We start from the raw sequence: 15198 nt of genomic DNA, 5'->3' as shown, positions 1-15198 counted from the left end.
GATCCTTCGTGCATGGACGGAGATTGATGTGACCACCCTGCGGGTCGGCGAGCAGTCCGCCACCGCCGCCACGGACCGGTCCCACCGGCCCACCCTGACCTCCCGGCCCCAGCTCCCGCAGGAGAGCCCCGGCTCCGGCGTGCCCCCGCGGACCCGCCGCATCCTGATGCTCTCCTGGGAGTACCCGCCGGTGCTGGTGGGCGGGCTCGGCCGGCACGTGCACGCGCTGTCGGTGGCCCTGGCCGCCGCCGGCCACGAGGTCACCGTGGTCACCCGGCACGCCGAGGGCGCCCCGCTGGAGGAGTACGCCGACGGCGTCCGCATCGTCCGCGCCGCCGAGGACCCGGTCACCTTCCCGCTCGCCACCGGCTCGCTGCTGGCCTGGACGATGGCGTTCAACCACACGCTCACCCGGGCGGCGCTGCGGGCCGCCGAGTCCGGCTCGTACGACGTCATCCACGCCCACGACTGGCTGGTCGCGCACACCGCCATGACCCTGCGCGAGCACCTGGACGTGCCGCTGGTCAGCACCATCCACGCCACCGAGGCCGGCCGGCACCAGGGCTGGCTGCCGGCGGAGATGAACCGCACCATCCACGGCGTCGAGCAGTGGCTGGCCGCCGAGTCCGGCCGGGTGATCGTCTGCTCCGGCTACATGCGCGACGAGGTGACCGCGCTCTTCGGCGTGCCCGCCGCGCGGGTCGACGTGGTGCCCAACGGGGTCGAGCCGCAGCGCTGGCGGGCGCCCGTCGCCGCGGTCGCCGCCGCCCGGGCCCGCTTCGCCGGGGACGGCCCGCTGGTCACCTTCGCCGGCCGGCTGGTCTACGAGAAGGGTGTGCAGCACCTGCTCGCCGGGCTGCCCCGGCTGCGCGAGCGGCACCCCGGACTGCGCGCGGTGATCGTCGGCGACGGGCCGTACCGGCCGGCCCTCGAAGCCGAGGTGCACCGGCTCGGCCTGGGCGGCGCGGTGAGCATGCCCGGCTTCCTCGGCGGGGTCGAGCTGCCCGCGGTGATGGCCGCCTCGGACTGCTTCGCGGTGCCGAGCATCTACGAGCCGTTCGGCATGGTGGCCCTGGAGGGCGCCGCGGCCGGCGCGCCGCTGGCGGTGGCGCGCACCGGCGGGCTCGCCGAGATCGTCGAGCCCGGCGTGACCGGAATGACCTTCGCCCCGCAGGACCCGGAGTCGCTGAGCGAGGCGGTGCACGCGCTGCTGTCGGACCGGGAGGGCGCCCGCGCGCTGGCCCGCCGGGCCCGCACCATGGTCCACGAGCAGTACGGCTGGTCGGCGATCGCGGCCCGCACCGCCGCTGCCTACGCCGCCGCGATCGCCCGGGACGCCCAGTTCACCGCCGAACGCGCCGAGCAGCGGATGACCCTGGGCCGCGCCCTCCCCGCCACCCCCGAGGGCAACCTCCTCGCCGCCGCCGGCCTCCGCTAACCCCCACCCCGCCCGCCGATCTTGCACTTCGGGCCCACGATTTGCCGGACATGTCGCACCTGACCGGGCACCAACTGCAAGATCGGCGGGGGCCGGGTACGGCGAAGGCCGCCGAGCCCGGTGGGGTCGGCGGCCTTCGTGGTACGGGTGGGGCGGGGTCAGCGCTCCGCGACCGCCGGGTAGTCGCGCTCGGGGTAGCCGGTGTAGATCTGCCGCGGGCGGCCGATCTTGGTCTCCGGGTCGTTGATCATCTCGCGCCACTGGGCGATCCAGCCGGGCAGCCGGCCCAGGGCGAAGAGCACGGTGAACATCTTCGTCGGGAAGCCCATGGCCTTGTAGATCAGGCCGGTGTAGAAGTCCACGTTCGGGTAGAGCCGCCGGGAGACGAAGAAGTCGTCAGCGAGGGCGATCTCCTCCAGCTCCATCGCGAGATCCAGCAGCGGGTCCGGCTTGGCCATCCGGCCCAGCACGTCCTGCGCGGCCTTCTTGACGATGGCGGCGCGCGGGTCGTAGTTCTTGTAGACCCGGTGCCCGAAGCCCATCAGCTTCACGCCGGTCTGCTTGTCCTTCACCTTCTGCACGAAGGAGCGGACGTCGTCGCCGTCGGCGTGGATCTTCTGGAGCATCTCCAGCACGGCCTGGTTGGCGCCGCCGTGCAGCGGGCCGAAGAGCGCGTTCACGCCGGCCGAGACCGAGGCGAAGAGGTTGGCGTTGCTGGAGCCGACCAGCCGCACGGTCGAGGTGGAGCAGTTCTGCTCGTGGTCGGCGTGCAGGATGAACAGCATGTCCAGCACCCGGGCCATCACCGGGTCGACCTCGTACGGCTCCGCCGGCACGCCGAAGGTCATCCGGAGGAAGTTCTCCACGTAGCCCAGCGAGTTGTCCGGGTACAGCAGCGGCTGCCCGATCGACTTCTTGTAGGCGTACGAGGCGATGGTGGGGACCTTCGCCATCAGCCGGACCGTCGACATCTCCACGTGATCGGAGTCGAACGGGTCCAGGCTGTCCTGGTAGAAGGTGGAGATGGCGCTGACCGCCGACGACAGCACGGCCATCGGGTGGGCGTCGCGCGGGAAGCCGTCGAAGAAGCGGCGCATCTCCTCGTGCAGCAGCGAGTGCCGCCGGATCCGCTCGCTGAACTCGGTCAGCTGCTGCTGGGTCGGCAGCTCGCCGTAGATCAGCAGGTAGGAGACCTCCAGGAAGGAGGACTTCGCGGCCAGCTGCTCGATCGGGTACCCGCGGTACCGGAGGATGCCCGCGTCACCGTCGATGTAGGTGATCGCGGACGAGCAGGACGCGGTGTTGACGAAACCGGGGTCGTAGGTGGTCATCCCGGTTTCCTTGAGCAGATGGCTCACCCCGATGCCGGCGGGGCCCTCGACCGCGGACTGCACCGGCATCGACAGCTGCCCACCGGGGTGGTCGAGCTTGACTTCCGTCATGTGTTCCTCGCTTCGCCGGCAAGATCTTCGTTGAATTGCCTTCGCTTTTACCGTAATCGCGGTATCGGGGACACCGCTCGTCGTGGTTCCGCGGTGAGGTATGCGTCACCCGATTCCCGACTTGCCGGCTCGGAAACCCTGTGCATGCTCGCGCCCGCCCACCGCCGGGCGGCGGGCGGAGACGGGGCACGCGGGGCCGGGCGGCGGCCGCACGGAGCGGCCGGGGGCGGGGATCCGCCGTCAGGAGAGGGCGAGCCGGCGCAGCGCGCCGTCGGCGCCCACCCGGTAGACGTCGAGGCGGTTGGCGCCGGCGGTGAAGAGCCGGTCGTCGGGCAGCAGCACGGCGAACCGCCGGCCACCCCGGTCCGGCGGCACCACCGGGACGACCGCGCCGACCGTGCCGTTGACCGCCACCGCCAGCATCGTCCCGTCCGGCACGGCGCCGGGCACGGTCCCCCAGACCAGGGCCGGCAGCTCGCCGTGGGCCGGGTCGACGGCGCGGAACGCGGCGAGGTTCGCCACCTTCGCCGTACCGCCGGCCGGCCGCTCCCCCACCCGGGTGCCGACCAGCGGGCTCGGGGCCGGCGTGGCCGGCGGCGAGGGCACCCCGCCGCTGATCGGCACCGGTTGGCCGGGGCGGTCGTAGAAGCGCTTCTCCGCGCCCGCGCGGGGGGCCTGCCGGGCGGACCGGCCGTCCATCCGCCACGGGACCCGCACGTGGGTGTAATCGGCGATGGTGGGCAGCAGGTCGACGTGCTCCCAGTTGCGGTCGTCCACCCGGTCGGCGCGCTGGCCGGGCTCCTTGACGAACATCGGCACCCAGGCCACCTGGTCGGCGGCGTGGTTGATCGCGTCCATCCCCCGGCCCTGCCAGTCCTTGCGGAAGCTCACCCCGTGGTCGGCGGTGACCAGGACGAGGGCCTTGTCGTAGAGGCCGGTGGCGCGCAGCGTGCGCAGCGTCTCGCCGATCAGCCGGTCGGTGTAGCCGAGCTGGGCCAGGTGCCGCTGCCGGGCCAGGTCCACCCAGCCGGCGCCGTCGTTGGGCAGGTCCTCCGGCGCGGTGTAGTGCGCCCCGGAGGGCAGGTACGCCCACGGCGAGTGCGGCATCAGCAGGTGCAGGAAGTGCAGGGTGGGGCGGGACGACGGGCGCAGCCCGGCCAGGAAGCTGGTGAACCGGACCGGCTGATTGTCGTCGAGGGTGTCCCAACGGAACTTCGGGTCGGCCGGCACCGGCTCGGCGGCGTCCAGGCCGGCCTCGGCGCGGGTCAGCTCCCGGTAGGAGTCCTCCGGGTCGACCCGGCTGTCCGCCGGGGCGGTCACCTGGCGCAGCAGCCGGCCGCTCTCCCGGACCAGCACGCCGAGCCCCTGCTCCGGGCTGGCCGGCTGCTCGCAGCGGCTGGGTGGGCAGAGCCGGGTGATGCTCTCCTCGGCCTTGATCTCGTACAGGCCCCCCAAGGCGGTGAAGAGGTTGTCCCGGTACTGCGAGTAGTGCGGGGCGAACGGCTCGGCCGGATAGCGGCCGGTGAGCATGGCCGGCAGCGCGTACGGGGTCCAGCCGCTGACCCCGGTGGCGTTGCGGTACCAGGTGGAACCCTGGGCCAGCTCGGCGAAGTGCGGGTAGCGGGTGGCGTCGATCTTCCCGTCGGGGCCGAGCAGCGAGACCAGCGGCAGCTCGTCCAGGACGATCATGACCACCGGCGGGTGGGCGCCCGGGCCGGCCACCCCGGCGGCGCCGGCGTGCGTCCGCGGCAGCACCACCGCCGAGGCCGGCGAGGCGAAGAGGAAGAGGCCGACGAAGACCGGCGGCCCGAAGGCCGCCACCCGCAGCACCCGGCCGGGCGCCCGCCAGCGCCGGTGCGCCGCCGCCCCGACCGCGCCGGCCAGGACGGCGACCAGCAGCAGCGGTACGCCCCGCAGCGGCGTGCCGTGCCGCCCGACCTGGACGGCGAGGGCGGCCAGCAGCAGCCCGACGAGCAGCGTGTGCACCGCCGCCCGGGTAGCCCGCCCGGCGACCAGGCTGACCGCGCCGAGCAGCGCGAACGGCACGGTCGGCGCGATCGCGATCAGCGCCACCAGGAGCAGGATGTCGGCCCGCGAGGCGCGGTGGAAGAGGAAGAAGTCGGGGCTGCGGCCGAGCACGTCCAGCAGCGGCTGGGTGACCACCAGGCCGACCAGCGCGACCACCTCGAACAGCCGGCCCAGCTCCGCCCGCCAGGGTCGACCCGGCCGGGGTGGGGCGGGCGGGGCCGGCCGGACGTCGGGCGGCGAGAGGGTGCGCTCAGCCACCCACCACCGCCTCATAGAGCGTCCGGGTGCCGGAGGGCAGCTCCGCCCGCCGGGTGATCCGGCAGCGCGCCGCGAGCAGCCGCTCGAACGCGTCCCGCCGGTAGTCGGGGAAGAGCCCGTCGGGCTTGTTGGCCAGCAGCCGGCGGGCCATCGGGTCCTCGGGGTGGACGAACTCCACCACCAGCGCCGCGCCGGGCGCGCCCAGCCCGGCGAGCTGGTCCACCACCTCCGCCAGCGGCACGTTCCGCCCGATCGCCAGGTGGTGCACCACGGCCAGGGCGAGCACCACGTCGGCCCGGGTCCGGTCGGCGAAGCCGGCCCGCTCGACGCCGCGCCACCCGCCGCCCGGCGACGGGTCGGCCAGGTCCATCACCAGCGGCAGGATCCGCCGCTCCCCCTCGGCGCGCAGCGCCCGGTAGAGCTCGTCGGCCACCGCCGGGTCCTGCTCGACGGCGACCACGTACCCGGCGTGCCGGGCGGCGATCCGGGCGTACCGGCCGTCGTTGGCGCCGAGGTCGAGGGCCAGCGCAGGGGTGCCCGTGGCGGCCACCGCCTCCGCGACGAACCGCTCCTTCGCCTGCCGGTCCTGTGCCGAGTAGCCGCAGGTGCGCTGGTAGTCCGACCAGTGGCTGCGCCCCGGCCGGTGGTCCAGCCGGCGGACCAGCTTCTCGATGCCCCGGACCGTCGCCGAGGCCAGCTCCCGCGAGTAGCCGGCGGCCCGCAGCTGCGCCCGGACGTCGGTGGTGGTGGCGCGGGCATTGCGCTGCTGCATGGCGCCGTGCAGGTGCACGTGGGTGAGCACGCCGGGGAGCAGCCGCCGGGCGCCGCCGAAGAGCCGGCGCATCTGGTCCGGCTCGATGCCGTCCACCCGGGCGCGCAGCCACGGCTGGAAGTCGACGCCGAGGTGGGCCTGAAGCAGCAGCGGATAGAGCAGCGTCTGACAGAACTGGCGGTAGCCGGCCCAGGGTTCCCCCGGGGGCAGCGGGGCGAAGGAGCCCACGTCGATGAAGACCGGGGACGCGCCGCGCCACTGGAGGTTGTACGCCGAGCCGTCCTTGGTGGTGAACCCGTCGCCGAGCGCCGCGCGCAGGATCTCCAGGTGCCGCAGGGCGGCGTCGCGCAGCATGCCGAACGACCACTCGTACGGGTGCGAGACGAACGGGATCCGCTCGTGCCGGAGCACCGCGGCCCAGGGCGGCGTCGCGGTGACCTCCTCGGTGCCGCAGACCTTCCCGTCGGCCAGCAGGGCGCGGAAGAAGCCGCTGGCCGCCAGGGCCCGCCAGTCCTCGGCGGCCCGGTCGTCGAGCCCGCGCAGCACCTCGCCGTCGCGGTGGAAGACCCGGTTGCCCGGATCGCGGAAGGAGCCGGGTTCGACCCGGATGCCGGTGTGGGAGACCGTCATGGCCGGTGCCGGCCGGTCAGCGCTGGTCGGTGGGCTGGCGACGGAACCGGGCGACCAGCCGGCGCCAGTAGAGCTTGGCGGCCACCGCCGCTCCGGCCACGCCACCGACCACCGCCTGCACGATCAGGCTGCCGGACCCCGCGTCCAGGTAGGCCAGATGCATCACCGGCCGCTCCCTTCCCTCGCCGTCATGGAGGCCGGCCACAATGAGGCATTTAGCCCTTTAAGCCGGACTTGTCACCTTGACACCGTACGCCGCGCGGGCCGGCCGTGAAGGCCACACCGGCCACTGCGCCCACGTCCGTTCCGTTCAAGACGACCGGCCCCGCCCGCCCCTACCGTGGCCGGCATGACACCTCGCTTCGACCTGATCGGCATGACGGTCACCGACATGGCCCGCACCCTGGACTTCTACCGCCGGCTGGGGCTGGCGATCCCGCCCGGCGCGGAGCGCGAGTCGCACGTGGAGGTCACGCTGGACAGCGGCGTCCGGCTGGCGTGGGACGCGGCCGACATGATCCGCGGCTTCGACCCGCACTGGACGGCGCCCACCGGCAGCCCCCGGGTGAACCTGGCGTTCCGCTGCGCCGACCCGGCCGAGGTCGACCGCTGGTACGCCGAGCTGACCGGGGCGGGACACCACGGCCACCTGGCGCCCTGGGACGCCTTCTGGGGCCAGCGGTACGCGGTCCTCCACGACCCGGACGGCAACGGCGTGGACCTGTTCGCGCCGCTGAACCCGTGACCGTGGGCGGGCTCCGCCGCCGGGCCGACGGATCAGCCCGCCAACAACCGGGTGGGTGAGGCGCCGGCCAGTTCGCGGACGTCGCGGGTGAGGTGGGCCTGGTCGGCGTAGCCGGAGCGGGCGGCCACCTCCGCGAGGGGCGTGCCGGTGCGGGCCAGGGCCAACGCCCGCTGCATGCGCAGGATGCGGGCGAGGGTCTTCGGGCCGTACCCGAAGAGGCTCAGGCTGCGTCGGTGCAGGGCGCGCGGGCCGAGGCCGACCTCGGCGGCGGTCGCGGTGACGCCGGTCCCGGCGGCGAGCAGGGCGGCGACCCGTACGCCGAGCGGGTCCGGCCCCCCGGCGGCAGCCAGCCGGGCGGCGACGACGGCCTCCAGCCCGACGGCGGTCGGCCGCTCGCCCAGCCGCTCGGCGACGTCGGTCGCCGCTCGGCCCCAGAGCGCGTCCAGCGGGACCCGGCGGTCACGCAGCTCGTCGGCGGGGACGCCGAAGACGGCGGGGCCGATGCCCGGTGGCAGCCGCAGCCCGACCCACCGCTCCCCCGGCGTCGGGTCGGTGAGGTACGCGGTGCGGTCCGGGCCGGCGACGAGGAGCCCGGACCGGCTGGACCAGAGCAGGTCCAGGCAGCCGTCCGGCAGCACCCGGGCGGGCGCGCCGTCGCTGACGCTGGTCCAGCGCACCGCGCCGGGCAGGGCGGCGGGCAACTCCCGATACACGCCGCCCAGCCTGCCACGCCCGGGCTAACCTGCGGCGGTGCGATGGACGGTGCTGGACGCGGCGTTGGACTCCTCGGGCCGGAGCCGGGGCGAGGAACGCGCGCCGGGCGCGCTGCGGGCGGCCGGCCTGCTGGCGCGGCTCGACGCGCGGGACGGCGGAACGGTCGACGCCCGGATCGACGATCCGCGGCGAGACCCGGCCACCGGCCTGATCGGCGCCGCGCAGGTCCGCCGGGCGAGCAGAGCGATCGCCGCGGGGGTGGCGGAGGTGCGGGCCACCGGAGACCGTCCGCTGGTGGTCGGCGGGGACTGCACGATCCTGCTGGGCGTCTTCCTCGGCCTGCCCGCCGGTACGGGCCTGTGGTTCCTGGACGGTCACGTCGACTTCCTCGACGGCCGGACGTCGGAGACCGGCGAGGGGGCGGACATGGAGCTGTCCATCCTCACCGGTCACGGCCCCGACCTGTTCGGCGGGGCGCTGGTCGACCCCGCGCAGGTCCGGCTGGTCGGCCACCGCCCGCCCGACGACGACGCGAGCCGCCGGGAGGCCGACCGGGTCGACCCCCGGGTGCTCCAGCTCCCGGCGCCCGCGCTGCGGCGACGCGGCGCCGCGGAGGTCGGCCGGGAGCTGGCCGGGGACGGCGTCGCGCCGGCCTGGCTCCACCTCGACCTCGACGTGCTCGACCCGCGTGCGCTGCCCGCGGTGACCTACCCCGAGCCCGGCGGCCTCGACTGGGACGACCTGCTCGCGCTGGTCGGACCGCTCGTTCGGTCCGAGCGACTGCTCGGGATGAGCGTGGCCGATCTCAACGCCGACGAGGACCCCGACGGGCGCCACGCGCGGCGCCTCGTCGAGGCCCTCTCGACCGCTGTCGCTTCCTGACCGTCGGTGCCGGTGCCGGCCGGCGGGATCGCGCTGGGCAGGCTGGCCCGGGCGGTTAGGGGCGACGGTGGTGCATGCCGAGCCGGAGCAGGAGGAACCGCAGCGCGGTGGCGGCCAGGTTCGCCGCGACCAGGACCGCCAGCTCCGCCGGGCGGGGCGGCTCGGCGGTCACGCCGTGCAGGGCCGCGAGGGAGCCGCTGGTCAGCGCCAGCCCGAGGACGAAGGCGACCAGCCCCTGCAGGTGGTGCCGGGCGGCGTGCCGGCGGCCGGTGATGCCGAAGGTGAGCCGGCGGTTGGCGGCGGTGTTGGCCACCGCGGTCACCAGCAGGGCCAGCAGGTTCGCCGCCTGCGCCCCCAGCGCGCCCCGGGTCGCCACGAAGAGCACCAGGTACGCCAGCGTGCTGGCCACCCCGACCGCGGCGAACCGGGCTAGCTGCCGGGGCAGCCCGACCGGCACCTGCGCCGGCGGCGCGGCCAGCGGCGCCCGACCGAGCTGCTCGCGCAGCTCCGCCAGCGGCAGCGTCGCGCCGACCAGGGCGCGGGCCAACCGGCCGATGCCCCGCAGGTCGGCCAGGGCGGTGGCGACGATGTCCACCCGGCTGTCCGGGTCGTCGACCCAGTCCACCGGCACCTCGTGGATGCGCAGGCCGGCCCGCTGGGCGAGGACCAGCAGCTCGGTGTCGAAGAACCACCCGGTGTCCTGCACCAGCGGCAGCAGCCCGGCCGCCACGTCGGCGCGGATCGCCTTGAACCCGCACTGGGCGTCGGAGAAGCGCACCGCCAGGGTGCCGCGCAGCAGCAGGTTGTAGCCGCGGGAGATCACCTCCCGTTTGGCGCCCCGGACCACCCTGCTGGTCGGCGCCAGCCGGGTGCCGATGGCCAGGTCGGAGTGGCCGGAGATGAGCGGCGCCACCAGCGGCAGCAGCGCCGCCAGGTCGGTGGAGAGGTCCACGTCCATGTACGCCAGCACCGGCGCCGGGGAGGCGGACCAGGCGGCCCGCAGCGCCCGGCCCCGCCCCTTGGCGTCCAGATGCAGCACCCCGACCTCGGGCAGCTCCGCGGCGAGCGCCTCGGCCACCGCGAGGGTGCCGTCGACGCTGGCGTTGTCCGCCACCGTGATCCGGAACGGGTACGGGAAGTGCGCGGTCAGGTGGGCGTGCAGCCGCCGGACGCAGGGGCCCAGGTCGGCCTCCTCGTTGTAGACCGGCACCACCACGTCCAGCACCGCCGTGGGCGTTGTCGGCCGGGCCCGCACCGCCGCCCGGGGAGCGCTCGGAAAGGTCATCGCTCAGCCCTGCTCTCCGCTGGTCAGGTCGTAGACGGTGACCCCGTCGACGGTCTTCGCGGTGAAGTTGTCGGCGACCCAGGAGGCGATCTCCTGGGAGGCGGAGCTGCCACCGTTGGCCCGGAACCCACCGCCGCCGATGAAGTAGTGGATCTTCCCGTCGGCGACGTACCGCTGGAACTGGGCGAGGGTCGGCGACGGGTCACTGCCGTTGAAGCCGCCGATCGCCATCACCGGCCGTCGGGTGGCGAGCTGGTAGCCGGAGGCGTTGTTCGAACCGATCGTCGCCGCCACCCAGGTGTAGGCGTCCGCGTCGGCCCCCAGCAGGGACTTCAGCTCGGCGCTCGGCTCGCGGGCGTCGAGCAGCCCGCCCATGCCGCCGCCGCGCTGCACGCGACCGGTGCCACCGTTCTGGGCGGTGCCATCGTTCTGGCCGGTGCCATCGTTCTGACCGGTGCCACCGATCTGGCCGGTGCCGGGGAGGCTCGGGAGCTGCCCGTTCTGCCCGCCGCCGGGGAACGCCGGAAGCTGGCCGTTCTGGGCCGTGCCGCCGATCCGGCCGCCGCCCGGGAAGCCCGGGAACTGGCCGCCGGGGAGCTCCATGCCGCCCGGGAACTGGCCGCCGCCGGGGAAGCCGCCGCGGCCGGGCCCGAAGGCGCCCTGCACGAACGGCCCCGCGGTCGGGATCGAGCCGGTGTGCGGCGTCGACGCGGTCTCCAGGGAGTACGCCACCGGCCCGGCCAGCGCGGCGGCCGCGCCGAGCGCGAGCACCACCGGGACGGCCCGGCGGGGCAGCCGGTCGGCGAGGACGATCAGCACGGCCGCGGCCAGCCCGACGACCAGCACGGCGGTGCGCAGCCACGGGTACCAGTCGGCGCTGCGGCCCAGCAGCCGCCACGACCACCACGCGGTGACCGCGAGGGTGCCGGCGAGGGTGACGGTGGCGGCCAGGGCGCGCCGCCGGACGCCGGTCCGGCCGGCGGTGCTCTCGTCGACCGGGCCCGCCGGGGCCGCTCCGGCGTCGGTCGACGCCTCGGCCGGGACGGCGCCGGACGCGGCCGGCCCGCCGGGCGACGGGGCGACCGGGGTGCCGGCGAGCGGCGGGACCGGTCCGGTCGATACGGCCGGGGCGTACCCGCCGGCCGGAGCGGGGACGGCGACGGCCGGGGCGGTGCGCTCCCGCCACAGCAGGACGGTCCCGATGCCGACCAGGGCGCCGACGGCCGGGGCGAGCGCCACGGTGTAGTAGGCGTGGAAGATCCCGGACATGAAGCTGAAGATCAGCCCGGTCACCAGCAGCCAGCCGCCCCAGAGCACCAGCCCGGCCCGGCGCCGGTCGGTCCGCGCCGCCCGGCCCGCCAGCACCAGGCCGGCCACCAGCAGGATCAGCGCCGCCGGCAGCAGCCAGGAGATCTGACCGCCGACTTCGGTGTCGAACATCCGCAGCCAGCCGGTCTGCCCGGAGAACGGACCACCGCCACCGCCGCCCGTCGCGCCGCCGCCGACGCTGCCCTCCTCGTCGCCGGTGATCCGGCCGAGGCCGTTGTAGCCGAGGGTCAGCTCCAGGATGCTGTTCCGCTGCGACCCGCCGATGTAGGGGCGGGCGCTCGCCGGGACCAGCTCGACGACCACCACCCACCAGCCCGCGGCGACCACCACGGCCAGCCCGGACAGCAGCAGCTGCCACACCCGGCGCCACAGCCCGGTCGGGGCGGCCAGCAGGTACACCCCGGCGAAGACCGGGATCACCAGGAACGCCTGGAGCATCTTGGTGAGGAAGCCGAGGCCGACCAGCGCGCCGACCAGCGTGAGCCACCGGGTGCTCGCCGTCTCCACCGCGCGCACCGTGGCGTACGCGGCGGCGACCAGCAGGAACACCAGCAGGGCGTCGGGGTTGTTGAACCGGAACATCAGGGTGGCCACCGGGGTGACCGCGAGCACCGCGCCGGCGATCAGTCCGGCCGCGGGGCCGTACCAGCGCCGGACCGCGGCGTACAGCACGCCGACCGAGGCGACGCCGAGCAGCGCCTGCGGCACCAGGATCGACCAGCTGCTCAGCCCGAAGATCCGTACCGAGAGGGCCATCAGCCAGAGCGCGGCCGGGGTCTTGTCGACGGTGATCGAGTTGGCCGCATCGGACGAGCCGTAGAAGAAGGCCTTCCAGCTCTCCGAGCCGGCCTGCACGGCGGCCGAGTAGAACGAGTTGGCCCAGTCCGAGGCGCCGAGGCTCCACAGGTAGAGCAGTCCGGTGGCGACCAGGAGGGCCGGCAGGGCCGGCCGCGCCCAGCGGGGGTCGGCCCGGGTGGGCTCGGGCGGCGGTCGGTCGCCGGCGCGCACGGGTTCGGGCTCGGCCGCGGTGGGCTTCGGCGACGAGGCGGCGTCCGGCGCGGGCGCCACGTGGTGTGCCGGCGTGGGCGGCGCGGTGGGGGCCGGGGTGGGCTGCCCGGTCGTGGGCGCGGTCAGCAGGCTCTCTGTTCTGTCCATGCCGGCAAGCCTCGGGCGGCCCGCTGATCCGGCCCCGTGTACGACCTATGCGGCGGCTGTGGAATCCGGCAGCCACACCGTGAAGACCGTGTGGCCAGGGCGGCTGACCACGTCGACCCGGCCATGGTGGGCCTCCACCACGGCGGCCACGATGGCCAGGCCGAGGCCGGTGCTGCCGTGCGCCCGGGACCGGGAGCTGTCCCCACGGGCGAACCGCTCGAAGACCTCTTCCTGCAGGTCGGCCGGGATGCCCGGCCCGTCGTCGGCGACGCTGAGCTCGACCCCGCCGGCGACCGGCGCCAGCCGGGTGGTCACGGTCGTGCCGGGCGGGGTGTGCACCCGCGCGTTCGCGAGCAGGTTGGCCACCACCTGGTGCAGCCGGGCCGCGTCCCCGGTCACGGCCATCGGCTCGTCGGGCAGGTCGAGCTGCCAGCGGTGCTCCGGGCCGGCCACGTGCGCGTCGCTGACCGCGTCGACGACCAGCGCGGTCAGGTCGACCGGTTCGGCCGCCAGCGGCCGGCCGGAGTCGAGCCGGGCCAGCAGCAGCAGGTCGTCGACGAGGCTGGTCATCCGGGTGCTCTCCGACTCCACCCGGCGTAGCGCGTGGGCCACGTCCGGCGGCACCCGGTCCCGGCCGCGCCGGGCCACCTCGGCGTAGCCGCGGATGGCCGCGAGGGGGGTACGTAGCTCGTGGCTGGCGTCGGCGACGAACTGGCGTACCCGCATCTCGCTGGCCTGCCGCGCGGCGAGCGCGGCGGCGACGTGGCCGAGCATCCGATTCAGCGCACCGCCCACCTGCCCCACCTCGGTACGCGGGTCGGTGTCGGCCTCCGGCACCCGCACCGACAGCGCCACCTCGCCCCGGTCCAGAGGCAGCTCGGTGACCCGGGTTGCGGTGGCGGCGACCCGGTTCAGCGGGCGCAGGGTGGCCCGGACGATGAGCGCGCCCAGGGTGCCGGCGATGATCAGCCCGGCGGTGACCACGCCGGCCTGGGCGAGGATCATCCACATCACCGTCTCCTGCACCTGGGCGAGCGGGATCGCGAAGATCAGGATGTCCCCGCCGGGCACCTGCCGGGCCACCGCCCGGTAGTCGCCCCGGTCACCGAGGTCGACGGTGCGAGGCTGCCCGTCCGTGGGCTGCCGCGTCAGCGGGGCCACCTCGCCGGCCGGGACGTCTTCGGCCGGTCCGGCGGTGGTCCGGATCCGGCTCGACACGACCTGGCCGGCCACCACCTTGACCGCTACCGATTCTGGCGGGAAGCCGGGCGGGGGATCGGGGGCCCGCTGCCGATCCGCCGTCCGGGTCCACTCGGGCTGCTCCCGGAACCATGGCGGGAGGTCCTGCTGCCGGCGGTCGCCGGCGGTGAGCTGGTTGTCGACCTGGCCGATCAGGAAGTGTCGCAGGGCGACGGTGGTCAGCGCGCCGATGCCGATGCTGACCAGGGCGAGCAGCGCCACCACGGAGAGCACCAGCCGGCGGCGCAGCGACCAGCCGGCCAGCCGGCGGCGCAGCCGCCCGGGCCGGTCACTCCGCGGGCTTGAGGACATACCCCGCGCCGCGCAACGTGTGGATCATCGGCCCGCGGCCCGCGTCGATCTTCTTCCGCAGGTAGGAGATGTAGAGCTCGACGACGTTGGCCTGGCCGCCGAAGTCGTAGTTCCAGACCCGGTCGAGGATCTGCGCCTTGCTCAGCACCCGGCGCGGGTTGCGCATCAGGTAGCGGAGCAGCTCGAACTCGGTCGCGGTGAGGGTGATCAGGTCGTCGCCCCGGCGTACCTCGTGGCTGTCCTCGTCCAGGCTGAGGTCGCCGACGGTGAGCACGGCGTCCTCCCGGGTGGCGACCGCGAAGCCGGAGCGGCGCAGCAGCGCGCGCAGCCGGGCGATCACCTCCTCCAGGCTGAACGGCTTGGTGACGTAGTCGTCGCCGCCGACGGTCAGCCCGGCGATCCGCTCCTCCACCGCGTCCCGCGCGGTGAGGAAGAGCACCGGCACGGTCGGGGTCTGCTCGCGCAGCCGGCGCAGCACCTGGAAGCCGTCCAGGTCGGGCAGCATCACGTCGAGCACCACCGCGTCGGGCTGGAACTGCCGGGCGGCGCTCAGCGCCGCCATCCCGTTGCCCGCGCTGCGGACCTGCCAGCCCTCGTAGCGCAGGGCCATCGAGAGCAGGTCGGTCAGCGTCGGCTCGTCGTCGACCACCAGCACCCGCACCGGTTCCCCGTCGGGGCGGCGCAGCTCGATCCGGCCCTGTGTGGCTTGCCCGTCCATGACCATGTCCCCCATCGTGGGTCGCTCCGCTGTGCCGGGCCTGTCCCGATCCTGTGTACCAGCTGTGCGGCCCCGCCGGGCCGCTGTCGCGCGAGGCCCGCCGTCGGCCGGTCGTCGAGCTTGGATCGGGGCGCCAAGGGTCTCCGCCGCGCTGCCGGTGCGATCGTGCCCGCTCGTCGGTGACCCCGGCGCCGCCCGGCGCGGCCGACGCACAGCCCGGCCACAGGTCCGGCCCACGTCCCCTCCAGCTA

The 15198-nt window shown here is 75.2% G+C and carries 12 protein-coding genes; 3 read left to right on the top strand and 9 right to left on the bottom strand.

Annotated elements, in window-relative coordinates; translation table 11 throughout:
* Positions 1–28 precede the first annotated feature (28 nt).
* Positions 29–1438, top strand: a complete 1410-nt coding sequence (locus ACTWO6_RS15065) for a glycosyltransferase family 4 protein (protein ID WP_446220239.1) — start codon at positions 29–31, stop codon at positions 1436–1438.
* A 158-nt stretch (positions 1439–1596) separates the two neighbouring features.
* Here the strand turns inward: ACTWO6_RS15065 and ACTWO6_RS15060 are convergent, their stop codons facing one another.
* The 4 genes from ACTWO6_RS15060 to ACTWO6_RS15045 form a co-directional block, all read right to left on the bottom strand.
* Positions 1597–2880 carry a citrate synthase gene (locus ACTWO6_RS15060; RefSeq protein ID WP_446220238.1) on the bottom strand — a complete coding sequence of 428 codons (1284 nt, stop codon included), beginning with the start codon at positions 2878–2880 and terminating at the stop codon, positions 1597–1599.
* Between the two features lie 240 nt (positions 2881–3120).
* Complete coding sequence (locus ACTWO6_RS15055; protein WP_446220237.1) at positions 3121–5166, bottom strand: sulfatase-like hydrolase/transferase; 2046 nt, start codon at positions 5164–5166, stop codon at positions 3121–3123.
* A complete protein-coding gene (locus ACTWO6_RS15050; protein WP_446220236.1) occupies positions 5159–6568 on the bottom strand; it encodes a class I SAM-dependent methyltransferase in 1410 nt (469 codons plus the stop codon). Before ACTWO6_RS15050 ends, ACTWO6_RS15055 begins: the two co-directional genes overlap by 8 nt.
* Positions 6569–6584: 16 nt before the next feature.
* Entirely contained in the window at positions 6585–6734 is a 150-nt protein-coding gene (locus tag ACTWO6_RS15045; RefSeq protein WP_165439974.1) for a hypothetical protein, read from the bottom strand.
* Between the two features lie 183 nt (positions 6735–6917).
* Between ACTWO6_RS15045 and ACTWO6_RS15040 the strand changes: the two genes are divergently transcribed.
* Entirely contained in the window at positions 6918–7313 is a 396-nt protein-coding gene (locus tag ACTWO6_RS15040; RefSeq protein ID WP_446220235.1) for a VOC family protein, read from the top strand.
* A gap of 32 nt (positions 7314–7345) precedes the next feature.
* Here the strand turns inward: ACTWO6_RS15040 and ACTWO6_RS15035 are convergent, their stop codons facing one another.
* Positions 7346–8026, bottom strand: a complete 681-nt coding sequence (locus ACTWO6_RS15035) for a helix-turn-helix domain-containing protein (protein ID WP_446220234.1) — start codon at positions 8024–8026, stop codon at positions 7346–7348.
* Between the two features lie 37 nt (positions 8027–8063).
* Here ACTWO6_RS15035 and ACTWO6_RS15030 point away from each other — a divergent pair, with 37 nt between their 5' ends.
* Positions 8064–8909 carry an arginase family protein gene (locus ACTWO6_RS15030; RefSeq protein ID WP_446220233.1) on the top strand — a complete coding sequence of 282 codons (846 nt, stop codon included), beginning with the start codon at positions 8064–8066 and terminating at the stop codon, positions 8907–8909.
* Between the two features lie 55 nt (positions 8910–8964).
* Here the strand turns inward: ACTWO6_RS15030 and ACTWO6_RS15025 are convergent, their stop codons facing one another.
* Genes ACTWO6_RS15025 through ACTWO6_RS15010 form a run of 4 tightly spaced genes read right to left on the bottom strand, consistent with a single transcriptional unit; the run spans position 8965 to position 14947 of the window.
* Positions 8965–10194, bottom strand: coding sequence for a glycosyltransferase (locus ACTWO6_RS15025; RefSeq protein WP_446220232.1), 1230 nt, complete (start codon positions 10192–10194; stop codon positions 8965–8967).
* Positions 10195–10197: 3 nt separating this feature from the next.
* Positions 10198–12678, bottom strand: a complete 2481-nt coding sequence (locus tag ACTWO6_RS15020) for a glycosyltransferase family 39 protein (protein ID WP_446220231.1) — start codon at positions 12676–12678, stop codon at positions 10198–10200.
* 45 nt (positions 12679–12723) lie between these two features.
* Positions 12724–14229, bottom strand: coding sequence for a HAMP domain-containing sensor histidine kinase (locus tag ACTWO6_RS15015; protein ID WP_446220230.1), 1506 nt, complete (start codon positions 14227–14229; stop codon positions 12724–12726).
* Complete coding sequence (locus tag ACTWO6_RS15010; RefSeq protein ID WP_446220229.1) at positions 14207–14947, bottom strand: response regulator transcription factor; 741 nt, start codon at positions 14945–14947, stop codon at positions 14207–14209. The genes ACTWO6_RS15015 and ACTWO6_RS15010 overlap by 23 nt, the downstream gene beginning before the upstream one ends.
* Positions 14948–15198: the final 251 nt, after the last annotated feature.

Source organism: Micromonospora sp. IBHARD004 (genome assembly GCF_052814115.1).
This window is presented reverse-complemented; position numbering and strand designations above follow the sequence as displayed.

Bases quoted from the DNA above. Each gene is read 5' to 3' on its own strand.
- ACTWO6_RS15050 (WP_446220236.1), bottom strand. From the start codon at position 6,568: ATGACGGTCTCCCACACCGGCATCCGGGTCGAACCCGGCTCCTTCCGC.
- ACTWO6_RS15010 (WP_446220229.1), bottom strand. From the start codon at position 14,947: ATGGACGGGCAAGCCACACAGGGCCGGATCGAGCTGCGCCGCCCCGAC.
- ACTWO6_RS15040 (WP_446220235.1), top strand. From the start codon at position 6,918: ATGACACCTCGCTTCGACCTGATCGGCATGACGGTCACCGACATGGCC.
- ACTWO6_RS15025 (WP_446220232.1), bottom strand. From the start codon at position 10,194: ATGACCTTTCCGAGCGCTCCCCGGGCGGCGGTGCGGGCCCGGCCGACA.
- ACTWO6_RS15020 (WP_446220231.1), bottom strand. From the start codon at position 12,678: ATGGACAGAACAGAGAGCCTGCTGACCGCGCCCACGACCGGGCAGCCC.
- ACTWO6_RS15015 (WP_446220230.1), bottom strand. From the start codon at position 14,229: ATGTCCTCAAGCCCGCGGAGTGACCGGCCCGGGCGGCTGCGCCGCCGG.
- ACTWO6_RS15060 (WP_446220238.1), bottom strand. From the start codon at position 2,880: ATGACGGAAGTCAAGCTCGACCACCCCGGTGGGCAGCTGTCGATGCCG.